Raw genomic sequence first — 19279 nt, 5'->3', positions numbered from 1 at the left:
CGCCGCCGACGCTGGTCCGTGCCGGGCGAGAGACGCCCGCGCGAGACACCGGAGGCCCGCGATGAGCCCGCTGACCCGCTCCCGTTCCCTGCTCGTCCTCGCCACCCTCGGCGGTGCGCTGGCCCTCACCGGCTGCTCGGCGACCGACAGCGCGCCGGTGCCCGTCGCCATGTCGGTGCCGTCCGTGCCGGCGTCGGGGTCGGGCCCGGCCCTGCCGATCCCCGCCCCGGCGGGGCCCGTGGACGACGACGATGACGACGACGGCGTCCTCGACCGCGACGACGATGACGACGACGACGACGGCGTCCTCGACCGCGACGACCTCGACGACCGGGATGACGACGACCTCGACGACCGGGACGACGACGACCTCGACGACCGGGACGACGACGGCCCCGGTGACGACGACGATGACGACGGCTGGGACGACTGATCCGGCCCCCGGGTGCTGATCACTGGCTGGTATCGCTCGCCCAGCGAGCGATACCAGCCGGTAACCGCCTCCACGGGCGGCGGCGCGCCGCCGCCCCACCTGTCACGCCAGCCGGTACCCCATGCCCCGGACCGTCGTGATCCGTGCCGCGCCGAGCTTGCGGCGCAGGTAGCGCACGTAGACGTCGACGACGTTGGAGCCGGGGTCGAAGTCGTAGCCCCAGACCCGCGAGAGCAGCTGCTCCCGGGAGAGGACCTGGCCCGGGTGGCGCAGGAAGGTCTCGGCGAGGACGAACTCGCGCGCCGACAGGTCGACCGTCGCCCCGTCGACCGTCGCCTGCCGGGTGCGCAGGTCCAGCGACAGGGTCCCGTGGCGCAGCACGGTCACCTCGCCCGGCCCGGCGTCGGCCAGCCGGCGCCGCACGCGGGCGAGCAGCTCCTCGAACCGGAAGGGCTTGGCCATGTAGTCGTCGGCGCCGCCCTCGAGCCCGGCGACGGTGTCGGCGACGCTGTCGCGGGCGGTCAGCACGACCACCGGCATCCGCGAGCCCGACGCGCGCAGCTCGGCGAGCACCGCGAACCCGTCGAGGCCGGGCAGCCCGATGTCGAGCACGAGCAGGTCGTGGTGGCCGCCGAGCGCCTGGTCGCGGGCGGCGAGGCCGTCGTCGACCACGGTCGTCGCGAACCCCGCCGACCGCAGGCCCTTCTCCACGAACGCCGCGATCCGCGGTTCGTCCTCGGCGATGAGGATGCTGCTCACCGGGGAGCCTCCGAGGACTGCCGCAGGGGCAGGACCAGGGTGAACGTGGCGCCCGGGCCGCTCTGGCCGGGCAGGCCGGTGCCGACGCCGTCGGAGACCTCGACGTGCCCGCCGTGCGCGCCCGCGATGGCGCCGGCGATCGCGAGGCCCAGGCCGGCGCCGTCCGAGCGCCGGACGGGACCGCTGCCGCGGGCGAAGCGGGCGAAGATGCGCTCGCGGTCGGCGACGGGGACGCCGGTCCCGGTGTCCGCGACCCGGAGCCGCAGCGAGGAGCCGTCCGCGCCGGCGCCGAGCACGATCCGGTCGCCCGGCACGGTGTGGTGGGCGGCGTTGTCGGCGAGGACGAGCAGCGCCTGCGTCACCCGCTGGGCGTCGAGGTCGGCGACGAGGGGATCGGCAGCTCCGACCAGCGCCCACTCCCGGTCCGCCAGCCCCGACGCCTTGCGCAGCGTCTCCTCGAGCAGCGCGGGCACGTCGGTCGGTGCCGGGCGCACGAACTCGGGCTGCTCGGCCTTCGCGAGCACGAGCAGGTCGGACACGATGCGGTTCATCCGCTCGAGCTCGTCGTCGACCAGCCCGACGGTCGCGCGCACGTCGGCGGGGTCGCCGACGTCGACGACCTCGAGGTGGCCGCGCACGATCGTGATCGGCGTGCGCAGCTCGTGGCCCGCGTCGTCGACGAAGCGGCGCTGCGCCCGCGCGCCGTCCTCGACGCGGTCGAGCATGGCGTTGACCGCGCGGACCAGGGCGCCGAGCTCGTCGCGGGTGCCCGCCGAGGCGTCGATGCGCGCGGAGAGGTCGGTCTCGGTGATGGCGCGCGCGGTGTCGGCGACGTCGCGCACCGGGCGCAGGATGCGGCCCGCGATCAGCCAGGCGGCGACGGCGGCGAGCAGCGCGGTCACCGCCCCGGCCGCGACCATGAGCAGCGCGGCGTCGTCGGCGGCGGAGCGTTCCTGGTCGGCGAAGTACGCGACGACGATGACCCCGCGCGCCGGGTCGCCGGCCAGCGTCACCGGCACGGCGATGTAGCGCACCTCGCCCGCCGCGCTCTCGTAGCGCGCCTCGACCGGCGCGGACACCGACCCCGCGAGGCGGGCGAACTCCGGGTCGCCGGCCAGCAGCACCGGGCTCTGCTGGCGGCTCTGGTAGCGGAAGACGCCGTCGAGGTAACCGAGGAACTTCTCGTTGGGCCGCGCCAGGTTGTAGGTGATCGCGGTCTCGAGCACCTGGTCGACGGACGCGAACGGCGCCCCGTCGGTGGGGTTGCGGCCGGAGGCGGTGAGCGCGGTGAACTCCTCGATCTCGGTGCGCAGGGCGGTGTCCATGCGGGCGTCGGTGGCGCGGATCAGGAGCTGCCAGGTGACGACGGTGACCACGGCGAGGCTGCCCAGCACGAGCAGCAGCACCCAGGCGACGATCCGGACGCGCGCGCCGCGGGCGCGCAGGAAGCGGACGAGGCGGGGGGTGGCGGCGACCTGGTCAGCCGTCGTCGCCGTCGTTGCCGTCGTCGGGCGCTCCGTCGTCGGCGCCGTCATCCCCGTCCTCCTGGTTCCCGGCGGGCGGCGGGGCCACGGTGCCGTCGTCGTCCTGCTCGGGCGCCGGGGCCGGAGCCCCGCCCGGGACCGACGGCACCGACACCGGCGCGGGCAGCGGCACCCCGGGGGACGTGTCGCACGCGGTCGCGCCGAGCGCGAGCCCCGCGATCAGCAGCGCAGCAACGAGCGTCGGTCGGGCCATGCGGCCAGCCTGGCCGTCGCGGGTGAGCCGTCGGTGACGCCGGGATGAGAACGTTCTCATCGAGCGTCCGGTTCCCGCACCTTTCCCGCGTCGACGTGCCACTGCCGGGTGGTCGAGACGCCCGCGAGCAGGCGCCGGTCGTGGGAGACGAGCAGCAGCGTGCCCTCGAACGAGGCGAGCGCGGACTCGAGCTGCTCGATCGCGGCGAGGTCGAGGTGGTTGGTGGGCTCGTCGAGCACGAGCAGGTTGACCCCGCGGGCCTGGAGCAGCGCCAGCGCGGCGCGGGTGCGCTCGCCGGGGGACAGCGTGTCGGCGCCACGGTGCACGTGCTCGGCGCCGAGGCCGAACTTCGCGAGCAACGTGCGGATCTCGGCGGTCGGCCAGCGGTCCAGCTCGGGCTCGCGGGAGAAGACGTCGAGCAGCGCCGTGCGGCCGGTGAGCAGTCCCCGGGCCTGGTCGACCTCCCCGACGACGACGCCCGACCCGAGCGACGCGCGGCCCTCGTCGGGGGCGAGCCGGCCGAGCAGCAGGGCGAGCAGCGTCGACTTGCCGGCGCCGTTGGCCCCGGTGATCGCGACGCGGTCGGCCCAGTCGAGCTGGAGGGTGACGGGGCCGAGGGTGAAGTCGCCGCGATGCACGATTGCCCGGTCCAGGGTGGCGACGACGGTGCCCGACCGCGGGGCCGCGGCGATCGTCATCCGCAGCTCCCACTCCTTGCGGGGCTCCTCGACGACCTCCATACGCTCGAGCCGCCGCTCGGTCTGCGCGATCTTCGCGGCCTGCTTCTCCGCGGTCGCGGCGTTGTGGTGCTTGATGAACTTGTCCTTGTCGGTGGCCTTCTTGCGGGCGTTGCGCACGCCCTTGTCCACCCACTGCTTCTGCGTCTGCATCCGCGAGGTCAGCTCGGAGCGCTTCTCGGCGTACTCCTCGTAGGCCTCGCGGGCGTGCCGGCGGGCGGTCTCGCGCTCGGCGAGGTACGCCTCGTAGCCGCCGCCGTACTGCGTGACCTGCTGCTGGGCGAGGTCCAGCTCGAGCACCGAGGTGACGGTGCGGGCGAGGAACTCGCGGTCGTGGCTGACGAGCACGGTGCCCGCCCGCAGCTCGCGGACCCAGCGCTCCAGGCGGTCGAGGCCCGCGAGGTCGAGGTCGTTGGTCGGCTCGTCGAGCAGGAAGACGTCGAAGCGGGCCAGGAGCAGCGACGCGAGGTTGGCGCGCGCGGCCTGCCCGCCCGAGAGCGAGGTCATCGGGGCGTCGAGCAGGTCGGCGTCGAGCCCGAGGTCGGCGGCGACCTCGGCGGTGCGCTCCTCGAGGTCGGCGCCGCCGAGGTCGAGCCAGCGCTCCAGCGCCGCGGCGTAGGCGTCGTCGGCGCCGGGCACGCCGTCCGACAGCGCCGTCGTCGCCGTCTCCAGGGTCGCGGCGGCGGCCGTGACACCGGTGCGCCGGCCGAGGAAGCCGTGCACCGTCTCGCCCGGGATCCGCGAGGTCTCCTGCGGCAGGTGGCCGATGGTGGCCGAGGCGGGGGACAGGGCGATCGAGCCCTGGTCGGGCGCGGCGAGGCCGGCGAGCAGGCGCAGCAGGGTCGACTTCCCGGCGCCGTTCACCCCGACGAGCCCGATGACGTCGCCGGGAGCGACGACGAGATCGAGTCCGGAGAACAGCACCCGGGCGCCGTGCGCGGCGGCGAGGTCCCGCGCGACCAGCGTGGCGCTCACGATCGTCCAGCGTAATCGGGGCGCGCGAGCGGATTCCGGGCTGCGTGCGTGATCTTCTGAGCTATCGCTCAGAAGATCACGCACGCGAGGGTGGGCGCGGCGCGCCGGTGACGGCCTGCACGATGGGGGGACGTGCTCGTCGTACCCTGCGTGCGTGCCTGCCTGGGTCTGGTTCGTCATCGCGGTGCTCGCCGCGGGCGGCGGGGCGCTGCTGCTGCTCTCCGATCGCGCGCGCACCAGCGGGCACCGTCGCGACCGGCGCCGGTGGGCCGAGCAGAAGAGCTGGGAGTTCGTCGACGTCGACCCCGTCCTGCCGAGCCGCTGGCGCTACGGCGCCGTGCACCAGGGCGGCCACGGCCGCGCGCTGGACCTCGCGACCGGCGCGGTCCCCGGCCCCGGCGGCCGCCGCCTCGCGCACGTCTTCGACCACGAGCAGGCGGGGCAGATCACCGGGATCGTCGCCGCGGTCCGCGGGGTCGCCACGCTGCCGGTGGCGATCGAGCTGCGCCTGCCCTCGGCCCCGCTGCCCGACGACGCCGGGCTCGACTCGCTCGGCCAGGTCGGCGAGCGCTACGCCTTCGTCACCTCGGTGGCCCAGGCGCGCCCGCTGATCACCTCCGACGTCGCGCGCGCCTCCGACCTCGTCGGCGACGACGTGCCGCTGGTCTGGGCCGAGGACACCTGGGTGCTCGCCAGCATCGACCCGGGCGCCGACCCGGACCGCGTCCAGGGCCTGCTGCAGGCGCTGGTCGAGGTGTCCGTGGCCCTCGAGGACGCCGCGGGTGGCGGCGACGACGGGTACGGCCCCGAGTCGACGCCGGACGCCGGCGAGCCCGAGGACGACGCGGACGCCGACCAGCCCGCCGAGCCGCGCCAGACCCACCGCGACCGCCCCGCGGACATCCCCTACGACGTCGAGGACGACGAGTTCGGGCCGGGCGCCCGCAGCAGCTCGTCCTCCGGGCGGTGAGCGGACCCGTTCCGCGCCGGACCCTGGTCACGTCGGCGGACACCGACCTCGGCCGTGCCTTCGTCCGGCGCCTGCACGCCGCGGGCGACGAGCTCGTCCTCGCCGGTGGCGAGCGCGGCGCCCTCGAGGCGTTGGCCGACGAGCTCGGCGAGCCGAAGGCCGAGGTGCTGCCCGGCGACCTCGCGGACGCCGACGACGTCGACCTCGTCGCGCGCCGTCTCGAGGCGCCGACCCGCCCCGTCGACCTGCTCGTCGTCGGTCCGACGCCGCCGAGCCCCGAGGGGCTGCCCGAGGGTGACCCGGTGCCCGTCCGCGCGGCGCTCGACCGCACGGCCGCCGCGGCGCTGGTCCTGATCCGGGCCGCGCTGCCCGGCATGATCGCCCGCGCGCACCCCGGTCCGTCCGGTGTGATCACCACCGCCGGCCCCGGTGCCTACCTCCCGCTCGCCGGGGCGGCCGGGCTCGACGGGGCCGCGCAGGCCTACGTCGCGATGCTCACCGAGTCGCTCGCCCAGAAGCACCAGGCCGAGGGGATCGCGCTCACCGTCGTGTGCCCGACGCCGCCCGGGGTGGGCGGCGCGTCGAAGCAGGCCGTCCCGCTCCGGGTGGCCCCGCCCGACGCGGACGCCGTCGCGGGCGCCGCCCTCGCCGACCACGCCGCCGGGCGCGCCGTCTCCACACCCGGGGTGGGCATGAAGGCGCTGGTCGGCACCTCGCGCCTCGTACCGTTCGCGGCGCTGCGCGTGTCGTCCGGGATGCGCCGCACGACGTTCGCCGGGGCGCTGGCCCTGCGGCGCGGACCCCGCGGCGCGCGCGAGGGCACCGCGCTCGTCACCGGCGCGAGCTCCGGGATCGGCGCGTCGTTCGCCGAGCACCTCGCCGTCGCCGGCCACGACCTCGTGCTCGTCGCCCGCGACGCCGGCCGCCTCGAGAGCCTCGCCGAGCGCCTGCGCGCCCGCCACGGCGTCGGCGTCGAGGTGCTCGTGGCCGACCTCGCCGCCGCGTCCGGGCGCCGCCGGGTGGTCGAGCGCCTGACCCTCGGCGAGACGCCCGTCGCGTTGCTGGTCAACAACGCGGGCTACGCGACCCCGGGCGAGTTCGTCGACACCGAGCCCGGTGCCCTGCGCGCGAACTACGAGGTCAACATGGCCGCCGTGCTCGAGCTGACCGCCGCGGTCCTGCCCGCGATGGTGGCGCGCGGGCGCGGGGACGTCGTCAACGTGTCGAGCGTGGCCGGCTTCCTGCCCGGGCGCGGCTCGGTCTACAGCGCCGGCAAGACCTACGTCACCGCGCTCTCCCAGAACCTCGCCCTGTCGCTGGGCGGCACCGGTGTGCGGGTCATGGCACTCTGCCCGGGGTTCACGCGCACCGAGTTCCACGCCCGCCTCGGGCAGGAGCGCCAGGGGCCCGACTGGCTCTGGCTCGACGCGGACGCGGTGGTCACCGAGGGCCTGGACGACCTCGAAGCAGGGAAGGCGGTGTCCGTGCCGGGAGCGGTGTACAAGGCGATCGTCGGCGTCACGCGCGTCGTGCCGCGCACGATCCTGCGGGCCCTCGCGGCCCGGACGGCGTCGGGGCGCGGATGAACATCCCTGCGGTGGACGTCGAGTCTCGCGCCCGGCTCGCCGAGCTGGTGGCGGAGCTGGCCGTCGTGCACGGCAAGGTGACGCTGTCGTCGGGGCAGGAGGCCGACTACTACGTCGACCTGCGCCGCGCGACCCTGCACCACGAGGCCGGCCCGCTCATCGGGCGGCTCGTGCGCGAGGCCACCGCCGACTGGGACTACGACGCCGCGGGCGGGCTGACGATGGGCGCCGACCCGGTCGCGCTCGCCGTCATGCACGCCCCGGGCCGGCCCGTCGACGCCTGTGTGGTGCGGTCCGCGGCCAAGACCCACGGCATGCAGCGGCGCATCGAGGGCCCGGACGTCGCCGGTCGCCGCGTGCTCGCCGTCGAGGACACCTCGACCACCGGCGGCAGCGTGCTCACGGCGGTCGACGCGCTGATCGAGGCCGGCGCGGAGGTCGTCGGCGTCGTCACCGTCGTCGACCGCGCCACCGGGGCGACCGAGGCCGTCGAGGCCCGCGGCCTGCCCTGCCGCTCGCTGCTGGGCCTGGCCGACCTGGGGCTGTGACCAGCGCGGACGACGACGAGCCCGGTCCCACCGAGTGGCGCACCGGGCCGGACCCGGTCGGCGTCGGACCCTGGCCCGGCGGGCCCGACGCCTGGCCCGACGACCCGCGCTACGACCCCGAGCTCCTCGCCGCGGGCGATCGCCGCAACGTCGTCGACCGCTACCGCTACTGGCGCCGCGAGGCGGTCGTCGCCGACCTCGACACGCGGCGCCACCCGTTCCACGTCGCGATCGAGAACCTCCACCACGACGCCAACATCGGCACCATCGTCCGCACCGCCAACGCCTTCGCCGCGGCCGCCGTGCACGTCGTGGGCCGGCGGCGCTGGAACCGGCGGGGTGCGATGGTCACCGACCGCTACCAGCACGTGCACCACCACCCCGACGTCGCGGCGCTGCTCGCGTGGGCGCGCGGGGAGGACCTCGCCGTGGTCGCCGTCGACAACGCTCCCGGGGCGGCGCCCCTGGAGACCGCCGCCCTGCCCCGGCGCTGCGTGCTGCTGTTCGGCCAGGAGGGCGTCGGTCTCACGCCGGACGCGGTGGCGGGCGCGGACGCCGTGCTCTCGATCGCCCAGTTCGGCTCGACGCGCTCGATCAACGCCGGCGTCGCCGCCGGGATCGCCATGCACGCGTGGATCCGCGCGCACGCCGCCGTCTAGCGCTCGGGGTTGCGCCGGGTGTCGATCACCTGGGTGGGCTCCTCGGTCGCGCCGTCGAGCACGTCCTCGGCCAGCCCCTGGGCGCCGAGCTTCTTCTCGCGGCGCGCCTTGATCACCTCGATGGCGATGGGCACCAGCGAGAGCGCGACCACGAGGATCAGCATCATCTCGATGTTGTTCTTCACGAACTCGAACTGGCCGAGCCCGGCACCGAGCAGCGTCACGCCGGCCGCCCAGGCCACGCCGCCGATCAGCGAGAACGTCAGGTAGCGGCGCGCGTCCATGCGCCCGACGCCGGCCATGACCGTGATGAACGTGCGCACGATCGGCACGAACCGCCCGAGCACGATGGCGCGGTTGCCGTACTTGTCGAAGAACTTCTGCGTGCGCTCGACGTTCTCCTTCTTGAAGAGCTTCGAGTCGGGCTTGTCGAAGATCGCGGGGCCCGCCTTGAGCCCGATGTAGTAGCCCAGCGCGTTGCCGGCGAACGCGCACACCACCAGCAGCACGCACACCAGCCACAGCGGCGTGTCGATCAGGCCGGTGACCACCGCGAGCCCGGTGATGAACAGCAACGAGTCGCCCGGGAGGAAGAACCCGACCAGCAGGCCGCACTCGGCGAAGATGATCAGGCACACGCCGACGAGGGCCCAGGGGCCCAGCGACTCGATGATGTACTGCGGGTCGAGCCACTCCGGGCCGAGGGCCTGCACCGTGGTCGTGGCGGCGGCGAGTGTGGGCGACACGCCTGTGAACCGTACGCGGCGGGGCTGGGCGCGAGCCTCCGGGTCACCCGGAACGGTCTCGGGGTTCCGGCGTGCTCAGCCCGGGAGGCCCAGGGTGCCGACGGCCGCGAGCGCGCCCGCGATCGCGCCGCCGAGCAGCGCCACGCCCGACCACCAGGCGATCCGCGCCGGCGTCCAGGGCGCCGGGCCGTCCGCCTCACCGGGGGTCGGGGGCGGGACCGAGGGGCCGGCGCCCGTCGCCCCGGGCGCGGGCCTCGGGTGGGGGACGCCCGGGCCGGGCGGCCTGGGCACGGGACCCGTCGGCAGGGGCCCGGGACGCCCGCCCGGGGGCGGCGCGCCCTGCTGCCAGGGCCGGTCGTTCGCCCCGGGGCGCGGCGCGGGCCGCGCCATCGGGGGCCCGCCGCGCGGGGGCGCCGGGTAGGGGCCGGGAGCCGGCTGGGCGGAGGGCTGGGCCGACGGGGTGGGGTGGGCGACCGTCTCCGGCGCGGGGTCGGCGGTCTCGCCGCGCTTGCGGCCCAGGGGGCGGAAGCGGTCGCGCAGCCGGGAGCCGCTGCCCGCGGGCTCCTCGGCCCGATCCGGTGGCGCGGCGGGCGCGTTCGGCGTGCCCGGGGAGGACACCCCGCCCGCGGCGTGCGCGCGCAGGGCCTCGGACAGCAGCCGTTCGTCGTCCATCCCGCCCGATGGTAGTGGCGAGCGGCGATCACACCCAGGGGGCGTTCGGGGGTCAGCCGCCGTCGACGAGCTTGCCGATGGCCTCGAGGCCGCGGCTCGCCGTGGACTTGACCGTCCCCTTGCTGATCCCCGTGGCCTCGGCGATCTCCGCCTCGGACAGCCCGCCGTAGTAGCGCAGGACCAGCACCTCGCGCTGGCGGCGCGGCAACTTGCCCAGCGCGGACACCACCGCCTGGTGCTCGGCCGACAGCATCGCCAGCGACTCCGCCGAGCGGGCGTCGGCCGTGTGCGGCGGGGTGTACTCCCGCGCCGTGCGCCGGCGGCGCAGCACCGACCGCGACCCGTTGACCACCGCCGTGCGCAGGTAGCCCAGCGCGGCGTGCTCGTCGCGCAGACGCCCCCAGTGCCGGTGCAGGCCGGTGAAGGCCTCCTGGACGACGTCCTCGGCGGTCGCCGGGTCGTCGACCAGCAGCACGGCCAGGCGGACGAACCGCATCCGGTGCTCGCGGTAGAGGTCCTCGAGCGTGCGCGGGGGCTGGTCCTGGGTGGCGACGGGAGCACCCGGTGGAGCGCCGGGGCCCGGTCGGGGCGGCGACGAGGGCCGCGCGGAGGGATGGACCACCGAGGCGTCCGCCGGAGCGACGGCGTCGATGGCCCGCAGGCTGCCGAGCGTGCGCTCGACGGCGCTCTCCCCGGGATGGGCCACGTCACCGACGATAGCCGTTCACCACCTGTGGTCCCGGTGGGGACGAGGGTCCGTCCGCGGATCACCCGCGTGGCCCAGGCGACCACCGAACGGGAACCGGGTCACACCGGACGAGGAGGCGCCGGGTCCCACGCCTGCGTCATACTGCGCCGACGTCCGGCCGGACCGTGTCCGCTCCGGTGCCCGGTCGGCACCTGTCGAACGCTGTCGACGCCCCTGGGAGGCACGACGATGCCCATCGCGACCCCCGAGGTCTACAACGAGATGCTCGACCGGGCGAAGGCGAACGCCTTCGCCTTCCCGGCGATCAACTGCACCTCGTCGGAGACGATCAACGCCGCCCTGCGCGGCTTCGCCGAGGCGGAGAGCGACGGGATCATCCAGTTCTCCACCGGCGGCGCGGAGTTCGGCTCCGGCCAGTCGGTGAAGGACATGGTCACCGGCGCGAGCGCGCTGGCCGAGTTCGCGCACGTCGTCGCCGAGAAGTACTCGATCAACGTGGCGCTGCACACCGACCACTGCCCCAAGGACAAGCTCGACGGGTTCGTGCGCCCGCTGATCGCGATCAGCCAGGAGCGCGTCGACGCCGGCAAGAACCCGCTGTTCCAGTCGCACATGTGGGACGGCTCGGCGGTCGAGCTGCACGAGAACCTCCAGATCGCCCAGGAGCTGCTGGAGAAGGCCGTCAAGGCGAAGATCATCCTCGAGGTGGAGATCGGCGTCGTCGGCGGCGAGGAGGACGGCGTCGCCAACGACATCAACGAGAAGCTCTACACCGCCGCGGGCGACTACGAGCACACCGTCGACGCGCTCGGCGGCGGGGAGAAGGGCCGTTACCTGCTCGCGGCGACGTTCGGCAACGTGCACGGCGTCTACAAGCCCGGCAACGTCAAGCTGCGCCCCTCCGTGCTCAAGGAGGGCCAGGAGGTCGCGGCGCGCAAGCTCGGCCTCGCCGACGGCTCGAAGCCCTTCGACCTCGTCTTCCACGGCGGGTCGGGCTCGCTGCTCGAGGAGATCCACGAGGCGCTCGACTACGGCGTCGTGAAGATGAACGTCGACACCGACACCCAGTACGCCTACACGCGCCCGATCGCCGCGCACATGTTCACCAATTACGACGGCGTGCTGAAGGTCGACGGCGAGGTCGGCGACAAGAAGAGCTACGACCCGCGCAGCTACAACAAGAAGGCCGAGGTCGCGATGGCCGAGCGGGTCACCACGGCCTGCGAGAACCTGCGCTCCACCGGGCAGACCCTCGCGAAGTGACGGCCGGGATGATGGCGCCATGACCATCCCGACCGGCCCCGGTGCGGGGCACGGGCACAACCTGCTCGGACCGCAGCCGACCTACCTCCCGGAGACGCCCGAACCCGCCGAGCGGCTGGAGAACGGCGAGGACCCCGCGGCGGTCGTCGCCGACCACCCGACCTACTCGGCGGCCTGGGCCGAGCTCGCGGAGCGCGCCGAGGCGTCCGGCGAGCACGTCGCCGCGTACGCCTACGCCCGCACCGGCTACCACCGCGGGCTCGACCAGCTGCGCCGCAACGGCTGGAAGGGCTTCGGCCCGGTGCCGTGGGACCACGTGCCCAACCAGGGCTTCCTGCGCTCGGTGGCCGCGCTGGCGAAGGCGGCGAAGGCGATCGGGGAGACCGACGAGGTCGAGCGCTGCGTGCAGCTGCTCGCCGACAGCGACCCGGAGGCCGTGGCCGCTCTCGGGCTGGCCTGAGTCCCATGGATGCCGCGGCCCGGCTGCGCGCGCTCGCGCGCATCCGGGTCCGGCGGCTGCGCGACTCCGGGCTGCCGGTGCTGCAGTGCGCGCTGGCGGCCGGGCTCGCGTACCTGGTGGCGCGCGACGTCGTCGGGCACCCGCTGCCGTTCTTCGCGCCGATCGCGTGCGTGCTGGTCCTCGGCGTCTCGCTGACCAACCGGCTGCGCCGCTCGGTGGAGCTCGCGATCGGGGTGAGCGTCGGCGTCGCGGTCGGCGACCTCATCGTCGTGCTCATCGGCCCCGGCTGGTGGCAGATCAGCGTGGTCGTGGGGCTGACGCTGTTCGCGGCGCTGCTGTTCGACGTCGGTGCCCTGCTGCTCAACCAGGCCGCGGTGTCCGCGGTGCTGGTCGCGACCCTGCAGCCTCCCGGCACGACCGCCGCGTTCTCCCGCTGGATCGACACCCTGGTCGGGGCCGCGATCGGGCTGGCCATGGCCGCGACGCTGCCCTCGCACCCGCTGACCCGGGCCCGGCGCGGGCTGTCCGCGCTGCTCACCGAGCTCGAGGCGGTCCTGGACGGGACGGCCGACGCGCTCGACACCGCGGACCTCGACGCCGCGGCGGCGGTCCTCGAGCGGGCGCGAGCCACTCAGGGCCGGGTCGACGCGCTCGCCGACGCGGTCGACGCGGGCTTCGAGATCACCGCGATCGCCCCGCTGCGCCGCCGCCACCGCGGGGAGCTCGCGCGCCTGCGGGCGGCGGTGCGTCCGGTGGACCTGGCGCTGCGCAACGCCCGCGTCCTCGCCCGGCGCGGGCACGCGGCGATCCGCGACGGCGAGGAGGCCGACGCCGACCTCGTCGCCGTCCTGCGCCGCCTGGCCCGGAACACCGCCGAGCTGCGCCGCGAGCTCACCGCCGGCGAGTCCACCGACGGCGCCCGCAGCGCGCTGCTGGACACGATCGGGGTGGTGCCGGCGCGCGGCGGGGGCTACTCGGCGGACGTCGTGATCGCCCAGATCCGCTCGATGCTCGTGGACCTGCTCACCGCCGCCGGGATGGACCGCGACGAAGCCGTGACGGCGACGACCAGCACGCGGCTGGGGCGCGACGAGCCGTCCTGAGGTTCGCAGCGAACGTGGCGTCCGCTGCCTCGCTGCGCTCGCCCCGTTCGCGCTACGACGCGGCGCGCAGCGGGGTGGGGGCGGCGGGGGCCTTCTCGGCCGCCTCGCCGTCCTCGTCGTCCTCGTCGTCGCCCGGTACGAGCGTCAGCGACGGCGCCGGGGGCTCGATCGCGAGGGGACGGCGGACCCGGGGTGCGGGTTTCCCGACGACGGCGTGGGCCTCGAAGCGTTCGAGCAGACACGCGACGACCATGAGCACGATCGGCAGGAGCACCACCACCGCCAGCATGTGAAAGGCATACCCCGACCCCCGGGGGGCACACCTCATCCTCGGCGGGTGGGCACGGACGGTGGCCCAGTGGTCGCTCGGTGCAGTCGGGCGGGCGGCCTTCTGGTCATGGGGCCGCTGATCGTCGGAAGGTGACCGACCACCGGGCGTCACGGTCGGACGAGCCGCCAGTCCTCGGTGTGCCGGTACCAGCTGCGCCGCGACACGGCACGGTCCGCGGGCACGCCGTCGCGGACGACCGTCACCGCGGGGCGGCAGCCGAGCTGGACCGCGCGCCCCGCCCGCTCGCTGACCCGCCCGGCGCGCAGGCCGCCCAGCCGCGGCGGACCGGTGACGGTGACACGCACCCCGGCGTCCGGGTCGGGGGTGACGACGAGCTCGGCGGCGTCGCCGCGCAGCACCCGGTGCTCCTCGCAGTAGACCTCGCCGTGCACCGGGCCCACGGTGTGCCGTCCGGCGACGAGGCCGCCGTGGTCGTCGCGCACCAGGGGCGCCGGGCGCGCCGACCCGTCGCGGGCGAGGGCGAGCGCCGCCCCGGGGTCGGTGGGCAGGCCCCACACGTGGGCGGCAGCGGAGTCGGGCGCTGGCAGCAGGGCGACCTCGAGATCGAGGCGCTCGCGGCGCAGCAGGCGGACCAGCACCGCGGCGAGGGCGGCGTCGTCGCCGGCCACGACCAGGCGCGCGTCCGCGGGCAGGTCGTCGAGCAGCGGGTCGACGTCGCCGCGGGCGGGGACGGCGGGGAGGTCGACGGGGCGCCAGGCGCCGAGCACACCGGCCCACCGGGCGCGCGCCGGGTCCCCGCAGGTCAGCACCCGCGGGCACGAGGCGTGGGACACGCGTGGACTACCCTTCCGTTGCACGGGGCGAGCCCGTACTCCCTGTGCGCGTCTTCGGTGTCGAGCTCAGGGAGTGTCACATGCCGGCCATCGTGCTCATCGGCGCCCAGTGGGGCGACGAGGGCAAGGGCAAGGCCACCGACATCCTCGGTGAGCAGGTCCAGTGGGTCGTGCGCTACCAGGGCGGCAACAACGCCGGCCACACGGTCGTGCTGCCCGACGGCAAGAACTTCGCCCTGCACCTCATCCCGTCCGGGATCCTCACGCCGGGTGTCACCAACGTGATCGGCAACGGCGTGGTGGTCGACCCCGGGGTGCTGCTCGAGGAGCTCGCCGGCCTGGAGGCCAAGGGCGTCGACACGGGCAAGTTGTTGATCTCCGCCGACGCGCACGTGATCATGCCGTACCACGTGGCCATCGACAAGGTGACCGAGCGCTTCCTGGGCAAGTCCCGGATCGGCACCACGGGCCGCGGCATCGGGCCCGCCTACCAGGACAAGATCGCCCGGGTCGGCGTGCGGATGCAGGACCTGCTCGACGAGAAGCTGCTCCGCGAGAAGGTCGAGGCGGCGCTCGAGCTCAAGAACCAGATCCTCGTAAAGATCTACAACCGGCGTGCCCTCGACGTCGACGAGGTCGCCGACACCGTGCTCGGGCACGCGGAGGGCTTCGCCCACCGGATCGCCGACACCCGCCTCGCGCTGAACCTGGCGCTCGAGCGTGGCGAGACCGTCCTCCTCGAGGGGTCGCAGGGCACGCTGCTCGACGTCGACCACGGCACCTACCCGTACGTCACCTCGTCGAGCCCCACCGCGGGCGGCGCCGCCGCCGGCTCGGGGATCGGCCCGACGCGCATCGGCCGCGTGATCGGGATCCTCAAGGCCTACACCACCCGCGTGGGCTCGGGACCGTTCCCGACCGAGCTGTTCGACGCCGACGGCGAGTACCTGCGCAAGACCGGCGGCGAGTTCGGGGTCACCACCGGGCGCAGCCGCCGCTGCGGCTGGTTCGACGCCGTCATCGCGCGGTACGCGGTGCGCGTCAACGGGCTGACCGACCTGTTCCTCACCAAGCTCGACGTGCTCTCCGGGCTCGAGAACGTGCCGATCTGCGTGGGCTACGAGATCGACGGCAAGCGCGTCGACGAGATGCCGATGACCCAGTCGGACGTCGTCGCCGCGAAGCCGGTGTACGAGACGATGCCGGGCTGGTTCGAGGACATCTCGGCCGCACGGCGCTTCGACGACCTCCCGGCCAAGGCCCGCGACTACGTCGAGCGGATCGAGGAGCTCTCCGGGGCGCCGGTCTCCGCGATCGGTGTCGGTCCGGGACGCGAGGAGACGGTCCTGCGGGACGTGCCCGCGACCTAGGGCCTGCCTTCGTGGCCCTGCCCTGCCGTTCCCGTCGCCTAGACTCGATCGGGTGGGCGCCTGCGAACACCTCCTCGTCATCGGCACCGAGGGCCTCGCCTCGGACCCGAGGCCCGATGCCGTCGCGCGTGACGGCGAGACGCTGATCTGCCCGGACTGCACGGCCGCCGGCTACACGGCGTGGGCGCACCTGCGGAAGTGCCTCGACTGCGGGCACGTCGCGTGCTGCGACTCGAGCCCGTACCGGCACGCCTCGAAGCACCACGAGGACACCGGCCACGCCGTGATGCGCTCGCACGAGCCGAACGAGACGTGGCGCTGGTGCTACGTCGACCGGCGGCTGGCGCCCTGAGGCTCAGGTGGCCGCGGCGATCGCGGTGTCGGGGTCGTCGCTGAACACGGCGTCGACGCCGAGCGCGACGAACTGCTCGTACTCGCCGAACGCGTCGCCGTAGGTGTCGGGCGCTGCGGCGGGCCCGCCGCGGCGGCGCTGCAGCGGCAGGAACTCGTTCTCGTTGCGGAACGTGTAGGGCATGACGCGCAGGCCCGCGGCGTGCGCGTCGTCGATCAGCCGCGTCGGGTTCTGCCCGGCGTCGTCCGGGCCCAGCGGGACGATCCACTCCTTGGCCGGACCGAGCCAGGCCGCGTAGGTCGCGACCTCGCGCAGGCCCTGCGGGGTCATCAGGGCGTCGGAGGTCCGCGGGTCGTTCGCGGCGACGAGGTCCGCGGGCCGGGTGCCGGCCGCGTCGACCAGCTGCAGCAGCGGGCAGCCGACCTGGCCCTTCAGTGCGCGCAGGTTCGCCGTCTCGAACGACTGGATGATCACCCCGGAGTCGGGGCCGTCCTTGCCGCGGCGGCGCAGCGTGTCGACGAGGGCCGGCTCCACGGGCAGGCCGAGGCTCGCGAAGTACGTCGAGTGCTTGACCTCGGGCAGCACGCCCACGGGGCGGCGCAGCTCGGCGGCGAGGCGGTCGAGGAGGTCGAGCACCTCGTCGAAGGTGACGACGGCGTAGCGGCCGTCGTAGAGCGTGTTGTGCGGGCGGGTCTCGGGGATGCGCTCCTTGGCGCGCAGCGTGCGCAGCTCGGCGACCGTGAAGTCGGTGGTGAACCAGCCGGTCGCCGTCGTCCCGTCGATCACCTTGGTGGTGCGGCGCGCAGCGAACTCCGGGCGGGCCGCGACGTTCGTGGTGCCGCCGATCTCGGGCTCGTGGCGGGCGACGAGCGCGCCGTCGCGCGTCGGGACGAGGTCGACGTCGACGGCGTCGGCGCCCATCCGGATCGCGAGCTCGTAGGCGGCGAGCGTGTGCTCGGGCCGGTAGCCCGAGGCGCCGCGGTGGCCGACGACCATGATCCGGTTCGGCCCGCCCGGAGCGGTGCCGGTGCCGCCGGGCGTGGTGCTCGGCTGCGGGGTCGCGGGAGCGCTGCCCGTCGGCGCGGCCGTGGCGCCCACGGGAGTGTCGGCGCAGCCGGCGGCGAACGCCCCCGCGGCGGCGAGCCCGCCCCACAGCGCGGAGCGACGGGTGAACGAGAACGGCCCCGACGTCGTCATCGCGCGCAATATCCCGGCTCCCGCCCCACCTCGCCACTCTCCCCGCCCGTCGGCGTGGTGAACGGTCGGCGTCGGGTGTTCCAGCCTGGCGGCCACGCTGACGTTCAACGTCAGGAAAGCCCCCAGCTCGCCACCGGGCGCGGATGTCCCGGGGTGTTCCAGCGATGCGGCATTTGCTGGCGTCTGACACCAGGATCACCACATCCTCGCCGGCGCGACACGCCGCCAGCTCGCGCCTCGCGGCGTCCCCGTAGCGTGTCGGGCGTGCGCGTCCTGGTCATCGGGTCCGGAGCCCGTGAACACGCCCTCCTGCACGCCCTCGCCGGCGACCCCCAGGTGACCGCCCTCGCCGCGGCCCCCGGCAACGCCGGCACGGCGACGCTGGCCGAGCACCCCGGCCTCGCCGACCCGACCGACCCCGAGCAGGTCGTCGCCCTCGCGCGGAGCTGGCGCGCCGACCTCGTCGTCGTCGGCCCCGAGGCGCCGCTGGTCGCGGGGGTCGCCGACGCGCTGCGCGCCGCCGGGGTGCCCTGCTTCGGCCCGAGTGCGGCCGCCGCGCGCATCGAGGGCTCGAAGGCGTTCGCCAAGGACGTCATGCACGCCGCCGGGGTGCCGACGGCGCGCAGCGAGTCCGTCGACAACCCCGGCGACCTCGACGCCGCCCTCGCCCGCTTCGACGCGCCGTGGGTGGTCAAGGACGACGGGCTCGCCGCCGGCAAGGGCGTCCTGGTCACCGAGGACCCCGAGGCCGCCCGCCGCCACGCCGCGTCCGTGCTCGAGGCCGGCCACCCCGTGCTGCTCGAGTCGTTCCTCGACGGCCCCGAGGCGTCGCTGTTCTGCGTCGTCGACGGCACGACGGTGGTCCCGCTGGTGCCCGCCCAGGACTTCAAGCGCCTCGGTGACGACGACGCCGGCCCGAACACCGGCGGGATGGGCGCCTACGCCCCGCTGCCGTGGGCGTCGGAGGGTCTGGTGGACGAGGTCGTCGAGCGGATCGTCACCCCGGTCGTCACCGAGCTCGCTGCCCGCGGCGCCCCGTTCTCGGGCCTGCTCTACGCCGGGCTCGCCCTGACCTCGTCCGGGCCGCAGGTGATCGAGTTCAACTGCCGCTTCGGCGACCCCGAGACCCAGGTCGTCCTCGCCCTGCTCCGCAGCTCGGCGGTCTCGCTGCTGAACGCGGCCGCGCACGGGCGCCTCGCCGACGAACCCGCCCCGACCTGGTCGGACGGCGCCGCGGTCACGGTCGTCGTGGCCGCCGAGGGCTACCCGGGCGCGGTACGGACCGGCGACGTCCTGCGCGGCGCCGACGGACCGGGCGTACTGCACGCCGGCACGCGGCGCCGCGACGACGGGGCCGTGGTGTCGAGCGGCGGGCGCGTCCTGTCGGTCGTCGGCACCGGCCCGGACCTCGACGCTGCGCGCGCCGACGCCTACGAGCGACTCGCGGCCGTGCACCTGCCCGGCGGCCACCACCGCACCGACATCGCCCGCGACGCAGCTGCCGGCCGCGTCGCGATGCCGGTGCGCGCCTGATTCTCCGAAAGCGCACCACCGGCGCGCGGCGTCGACCTACTCTCCGCCGCATGCCCGACCTCGTCCTCGACCCGGCGGCCCTCGAGCAGGCGCGCGCCGGTGTCGCCGCCGAGGCGCGGCGGGTGCCCGCGATGGCCGACCGGGTGTCGGTGCCCCGGGCCGGCCTCGGCGACCTCGCGACCGCCGGGGCGATGCTCGGCGCGCTGGACGAGGTGGTGCGGGCGCTCGACGCCGAGCTCGGAGCGGCGGGGTCGCGTCTCGACGGGGTGGACCGCGCACTCGACGCGACGCTGACCGCGATGCAGGCGGCCGACGGCGCCGCGGCGGCGTCCCTGGCGGCGTGAC

22 protein-coding genes are annotated in these 19279 nt (G+C 75.3%); 12 read left to right on the top strand and 10 right to left on the bottom strand.

Annotation, left to right across the window (positions count from 1 at the left end; all coding sequences use genetic code 11):
• Positions 1-61 precede the first annotated feature (61 nt).
• Positions 62-433 carry a hypothetical protein gene (locus WCD58_RS16025; protein WP_337704058.1) on the top strand — a complete coding sequence of 124 codons (372 nt, stop codon included), beginning with the start codon at positions 62-64 and terminating at the stop codon, positions 431-433.
• Positions 434-535: 102 nt separating this feature from the next.
• Here the strand turns inward: WCD58_RS16025 and WCD58_RS16020 are convergent, their stop codons facing one another.
• The 4 genes from WCD58_RS16020 to abc-f are packed head-to-tail and all read right to left on the bottom strand — an operon-like array spanning position 536 to position 4641.
• Entirely contained in the window at positions 536-1192 is a 657-nt protein-coding gene (locus tag WCD58_RS16020; protein ID WP_337704057.1) for a response regulator transcription factor, read from the bottom strand.
• The gene (locus WCD58_RS16015; RefSeq protein WP_337704056.1) at positions 1189-2727 is read right to left on the bottom strand and encodes a sensor histidine kinase; all 1539 of its coding nucleotides are present in this window, start codon (positions 2725-2727) and stop codon (positions 1189-1191) included. Before WCD58_RS16015 ends, WCD58_RS16020 begins: the two co-directional genes overlap by 4 nt.
• Positions 2672-2929 carry a hypothetical protein gene (locus tag WCD58_RS16010; RefSeq protein ID WP_337704055.1) on the bottom strand — a complete coding sequence of 86 codons (258 nt, stop codon included), beginning with the start codon at positions 2927-2929 and terminating at the stop codon, positions 2672-2674. Before WCD58_RS16010 ends, WCD58_RS16015 begins: the two co-directional genes overlap by 56 nt.
• Before the next feature lie 56 nt (positions 2930-2985).
• Entirely contained in the window at positions 2986-4641 is a 1656-nt protein-coding gene (gene abc-f / locus WCD58_RS16005; RefSeq protein ID WP_337704054.1) for a ribosomal protection-like ABC-F family protein, read from the bottom strand.
• A gap of 154 nt (positions 4642-4795) precedes the next feature.
• Here abc-f and WCD58_RS16000 point away from each other — a divergent pair, with 154 nt between their 5' ends.
• From WCD58_RS16000 to WCD58_RS15985, 4 genes are read left to right on the top strand one after another with little or no spacing between them, the layout of a single operon-like run.
• Positions 4796-5611 carry a TtfA family protein gene (locus WCD58_RS16000; RefSeq protein ID WP_337704053.1) on the top strand — a complete coding sequence of 272 codons (816 nt, stop codon included), beginning with the start codon at positions 4796-4798 and terminating at the stop codon, positions 5609-5611.
• Entirely contained in the window at positions 5608-7197 is a 1590-nt protein-coding gene (locus WCD58_RS15995; protein ID WP_337704052.1) for an SDR family NAD(P)-dependent oxidoreductase, read from the top strand. The genes WCD58_RS16000 and WCD58_RS15995 overlap by 4 nt, the downstream gene beginning before the upstream one ends.
• Positions 7194-7745 carry an orotate phosphoribosyltransferase gene (gene pyrE / locus WCD58_RS15990; protein WP_337704051.1) on the top strand — a complete coding sequence of 184 codons (552 nt, stop codon included), beginning with the start codon at positions 7194-7196 and terminating at the stop codon, positions 7743-7745. The genes WCD58_RS15995 and pyrE overlap by 4 nt, the downstream gene beginning before the upstream one ends.
• On the top strand, positions 7742-8404 hold the full coding sequence (locus WCD58_RS15985; protein ID WP_337704050.1) for a TrmH family RNA methyltransferase: 663 nt from the start codon (positions 7742-7744) through the stop codon (positions 8402-8404). Before pyrE ends, WCD58_RS15985 begins: the two co-directional genes overlap by 4 nt.
• Here WCD58_RS15985 and WCD58_RS15980 read toward each other — a convergent pair.
• From WCD58_RS15980 to WCD58_RS15970, 3 genes are all read right to left on the bottom strand, one after another.
• Entirely contained in the window at positions 8401-9150 is a 750-nt protein-coding gene (locus WCD58_RS15980) for a DedA family protein (RefSeq protein ID WP_337704049.1), read from the bottom strand. The two genes, WCD58_RS15985 and WCD58_RS15980, sit on opposite strands and share 4 nt — an antisense overlap.
• Before the next feature lie 75 nt (positions 9151-9225).
• Positions 9226-9822, bottom strand: coding sequence for a hypothetical protein (locus WCD58_RS15975; RefSeq protein ID WP_337704048.1), 597 nt, complete (start codon positions 9820-9822; stop codon positions 9226-9228).
• Positions 9823-9874: 52 nt separating this feature from the next.
• Positions 9875-10528 carry a SigE family RNA polymerase sigma factor gene (locus WCD58_RS15970; protein ID WP_337704047.1) on the bottom strand — a complete coding sequence of 218 codons (654 nt, stop codon included), beginning with the start codon at positions 10526-10528 and terminating at the stop codon, positions 9875-9877.
• 231 nt (positions 10529-10759) lie between these two features.
• Here WCD58_RS15970 and fbaA point away from each other — a divergent pair, with 231 nt between their 5' ends.
• From fbaA to WCD58_RS15955, 3 genes are read left to right on the top strand one after another with little or no spacing between them, the layout of a single operon-like run.
• Positions 10760-11794, top strand: a complete 1035-nt coding sequence (fbaA, locus tag WCD58_RS15965; RefSeq protein ID WP_337704046.1) for a class II fructose-bisphosphate aldolase — start codon at positions 10760-10762, stop codon at positions 11792-11794.
• Positions 11795-11813: 19 nt separating this feature from the next.
• Positions 11814-12254 (top strand): DUF3151 domain-containing protein, encoded by a 441-nt coding sequence (locus WCD58_RS15960; protein WP_337704045.1) that lies wholly within the window; start codon positions 11814-11816, stop codon positions 12252-12254.
• 5 nt (positions 12255-12259) lie between these two features.
• Positions 12260-13357, top strand: a complete 1098-nt coding sequence (locus WCD58_RS15955; RefSeq protein WP_337704044.1) for an FUSC family protein — start codon at positions 12260-12262, stop codon at positions 13355-13357.
• Positions 13358-13409: 52 nt separating this feature from the next.
• Here WCD58_RS15955 and WCD58_RS15950 read toward each other — a convergent pair whose 3' ends face one another.
• Both WCD58_RS15950 and WCD58_RS15945 read right to left on the bottom strand, forming a co-directional pair.
• Positions 13410-13646 carry a hypothetical protein gene (locus WCD58_RS15950; RefSeq protein WP_337704043.1) on the bottom strand — a complete coding sequence of 79 codons (237 nt, stop codon included), beginning with the start codon at positions 13644-13646 and terminating at the stop codon, positions 13410-13412.
• A 149-nt stretch (positions 13647-13795) separates the two neighbouring features.
• A complete protein-coding gene (locus WCD58_RS15945) occupies positions 13796-14482 on the bottom strand; it encodes a hypothetical protein (protein ID WP_337704042.1) in 687 nt (228 codons plus the stop codon).
• Positions 14483-14562: 80 nt separating this feature from the next.
• Here WCD58_RS15945 and WCD58_RS15940 point away from each other — a divergent pair, with 80 nt between their 5' ends.
• Entirely contained in the window at positions 14563-15852 is a 1290-nt protein-coding gene (locus WCD58_RS15940; RefSeq protein WP_337704041.1) for an adenylosuccinate synthase, read from the top strand.
• Positions 15853-15904: 52 nt separating this feature from the next.
• Positions 15905-16204, top strand: a complete 300-nt coding sequence (locus WCD58_RS15935; protein WP_337704040.1) for a UBP-type zinc finger domain-containing protein — start codon at positions 15905-15907, stop codon at positions 16202-16204.
• 3 nt (positions 16205-16207) lie between these two features.
• Here WCD58_RS15935 and WCD58_RS15930 read toward each other — a convergent pair whose 3' ends face one another.
• Positions 16208-17401 (bottom strand): glycerophosphodiester phosphodiesterase, encoded by a 1194-nt coding sequence (locus WCD58_RS15930; protein WP_337704039.1) that lies wholly within the window; start codon positions 17399-17401, stop codon positions 16208-16210.
• A 264-nt stretch (positions 17402-17665) separates the two neighbouring features.
• Here WCD58_RS15930 and purD point away from each other — a divergent pair, with 264 nt between their 5' ends.
• On the top strand, positions 17666-18934 hold the full coding sequence (gene purD / locus WCD58_RS15925; RefSeq protein WP_337704038.1) for a phosphoribosylamine--glycine ligase: 1269 nt from the start codon (positions 17666-17668) through the stop codon (positions 18932-18934).
• 50 nt (positions 18935-18984) lie between these two features.
• The gene (locus tag WCD58_RS15920; protein ID WP_337704037.1) at positions 18985-19278 is read left to right on the top strand and encodes a hypothetical protein; all 294 of its coding nucleotides are present in this window, start codon (positions 18985-18987) and stop codon (positions 19276-19278) included.
• Position 19279 lies beyond the last annotated feature (1 nt).

The organism is Actinomycetospora flava (genome assembly GCF_037400335.1).
GTDB lineage: Bacteria > Actinomycetota > Actinomycetes > Mycobacteriales > Pseudonocardiaceae > Actinomycetospora > Actinomycetospora flava.
This window is presented reverse-complemented; position numbering and strand designations above follow the sequence as displayed.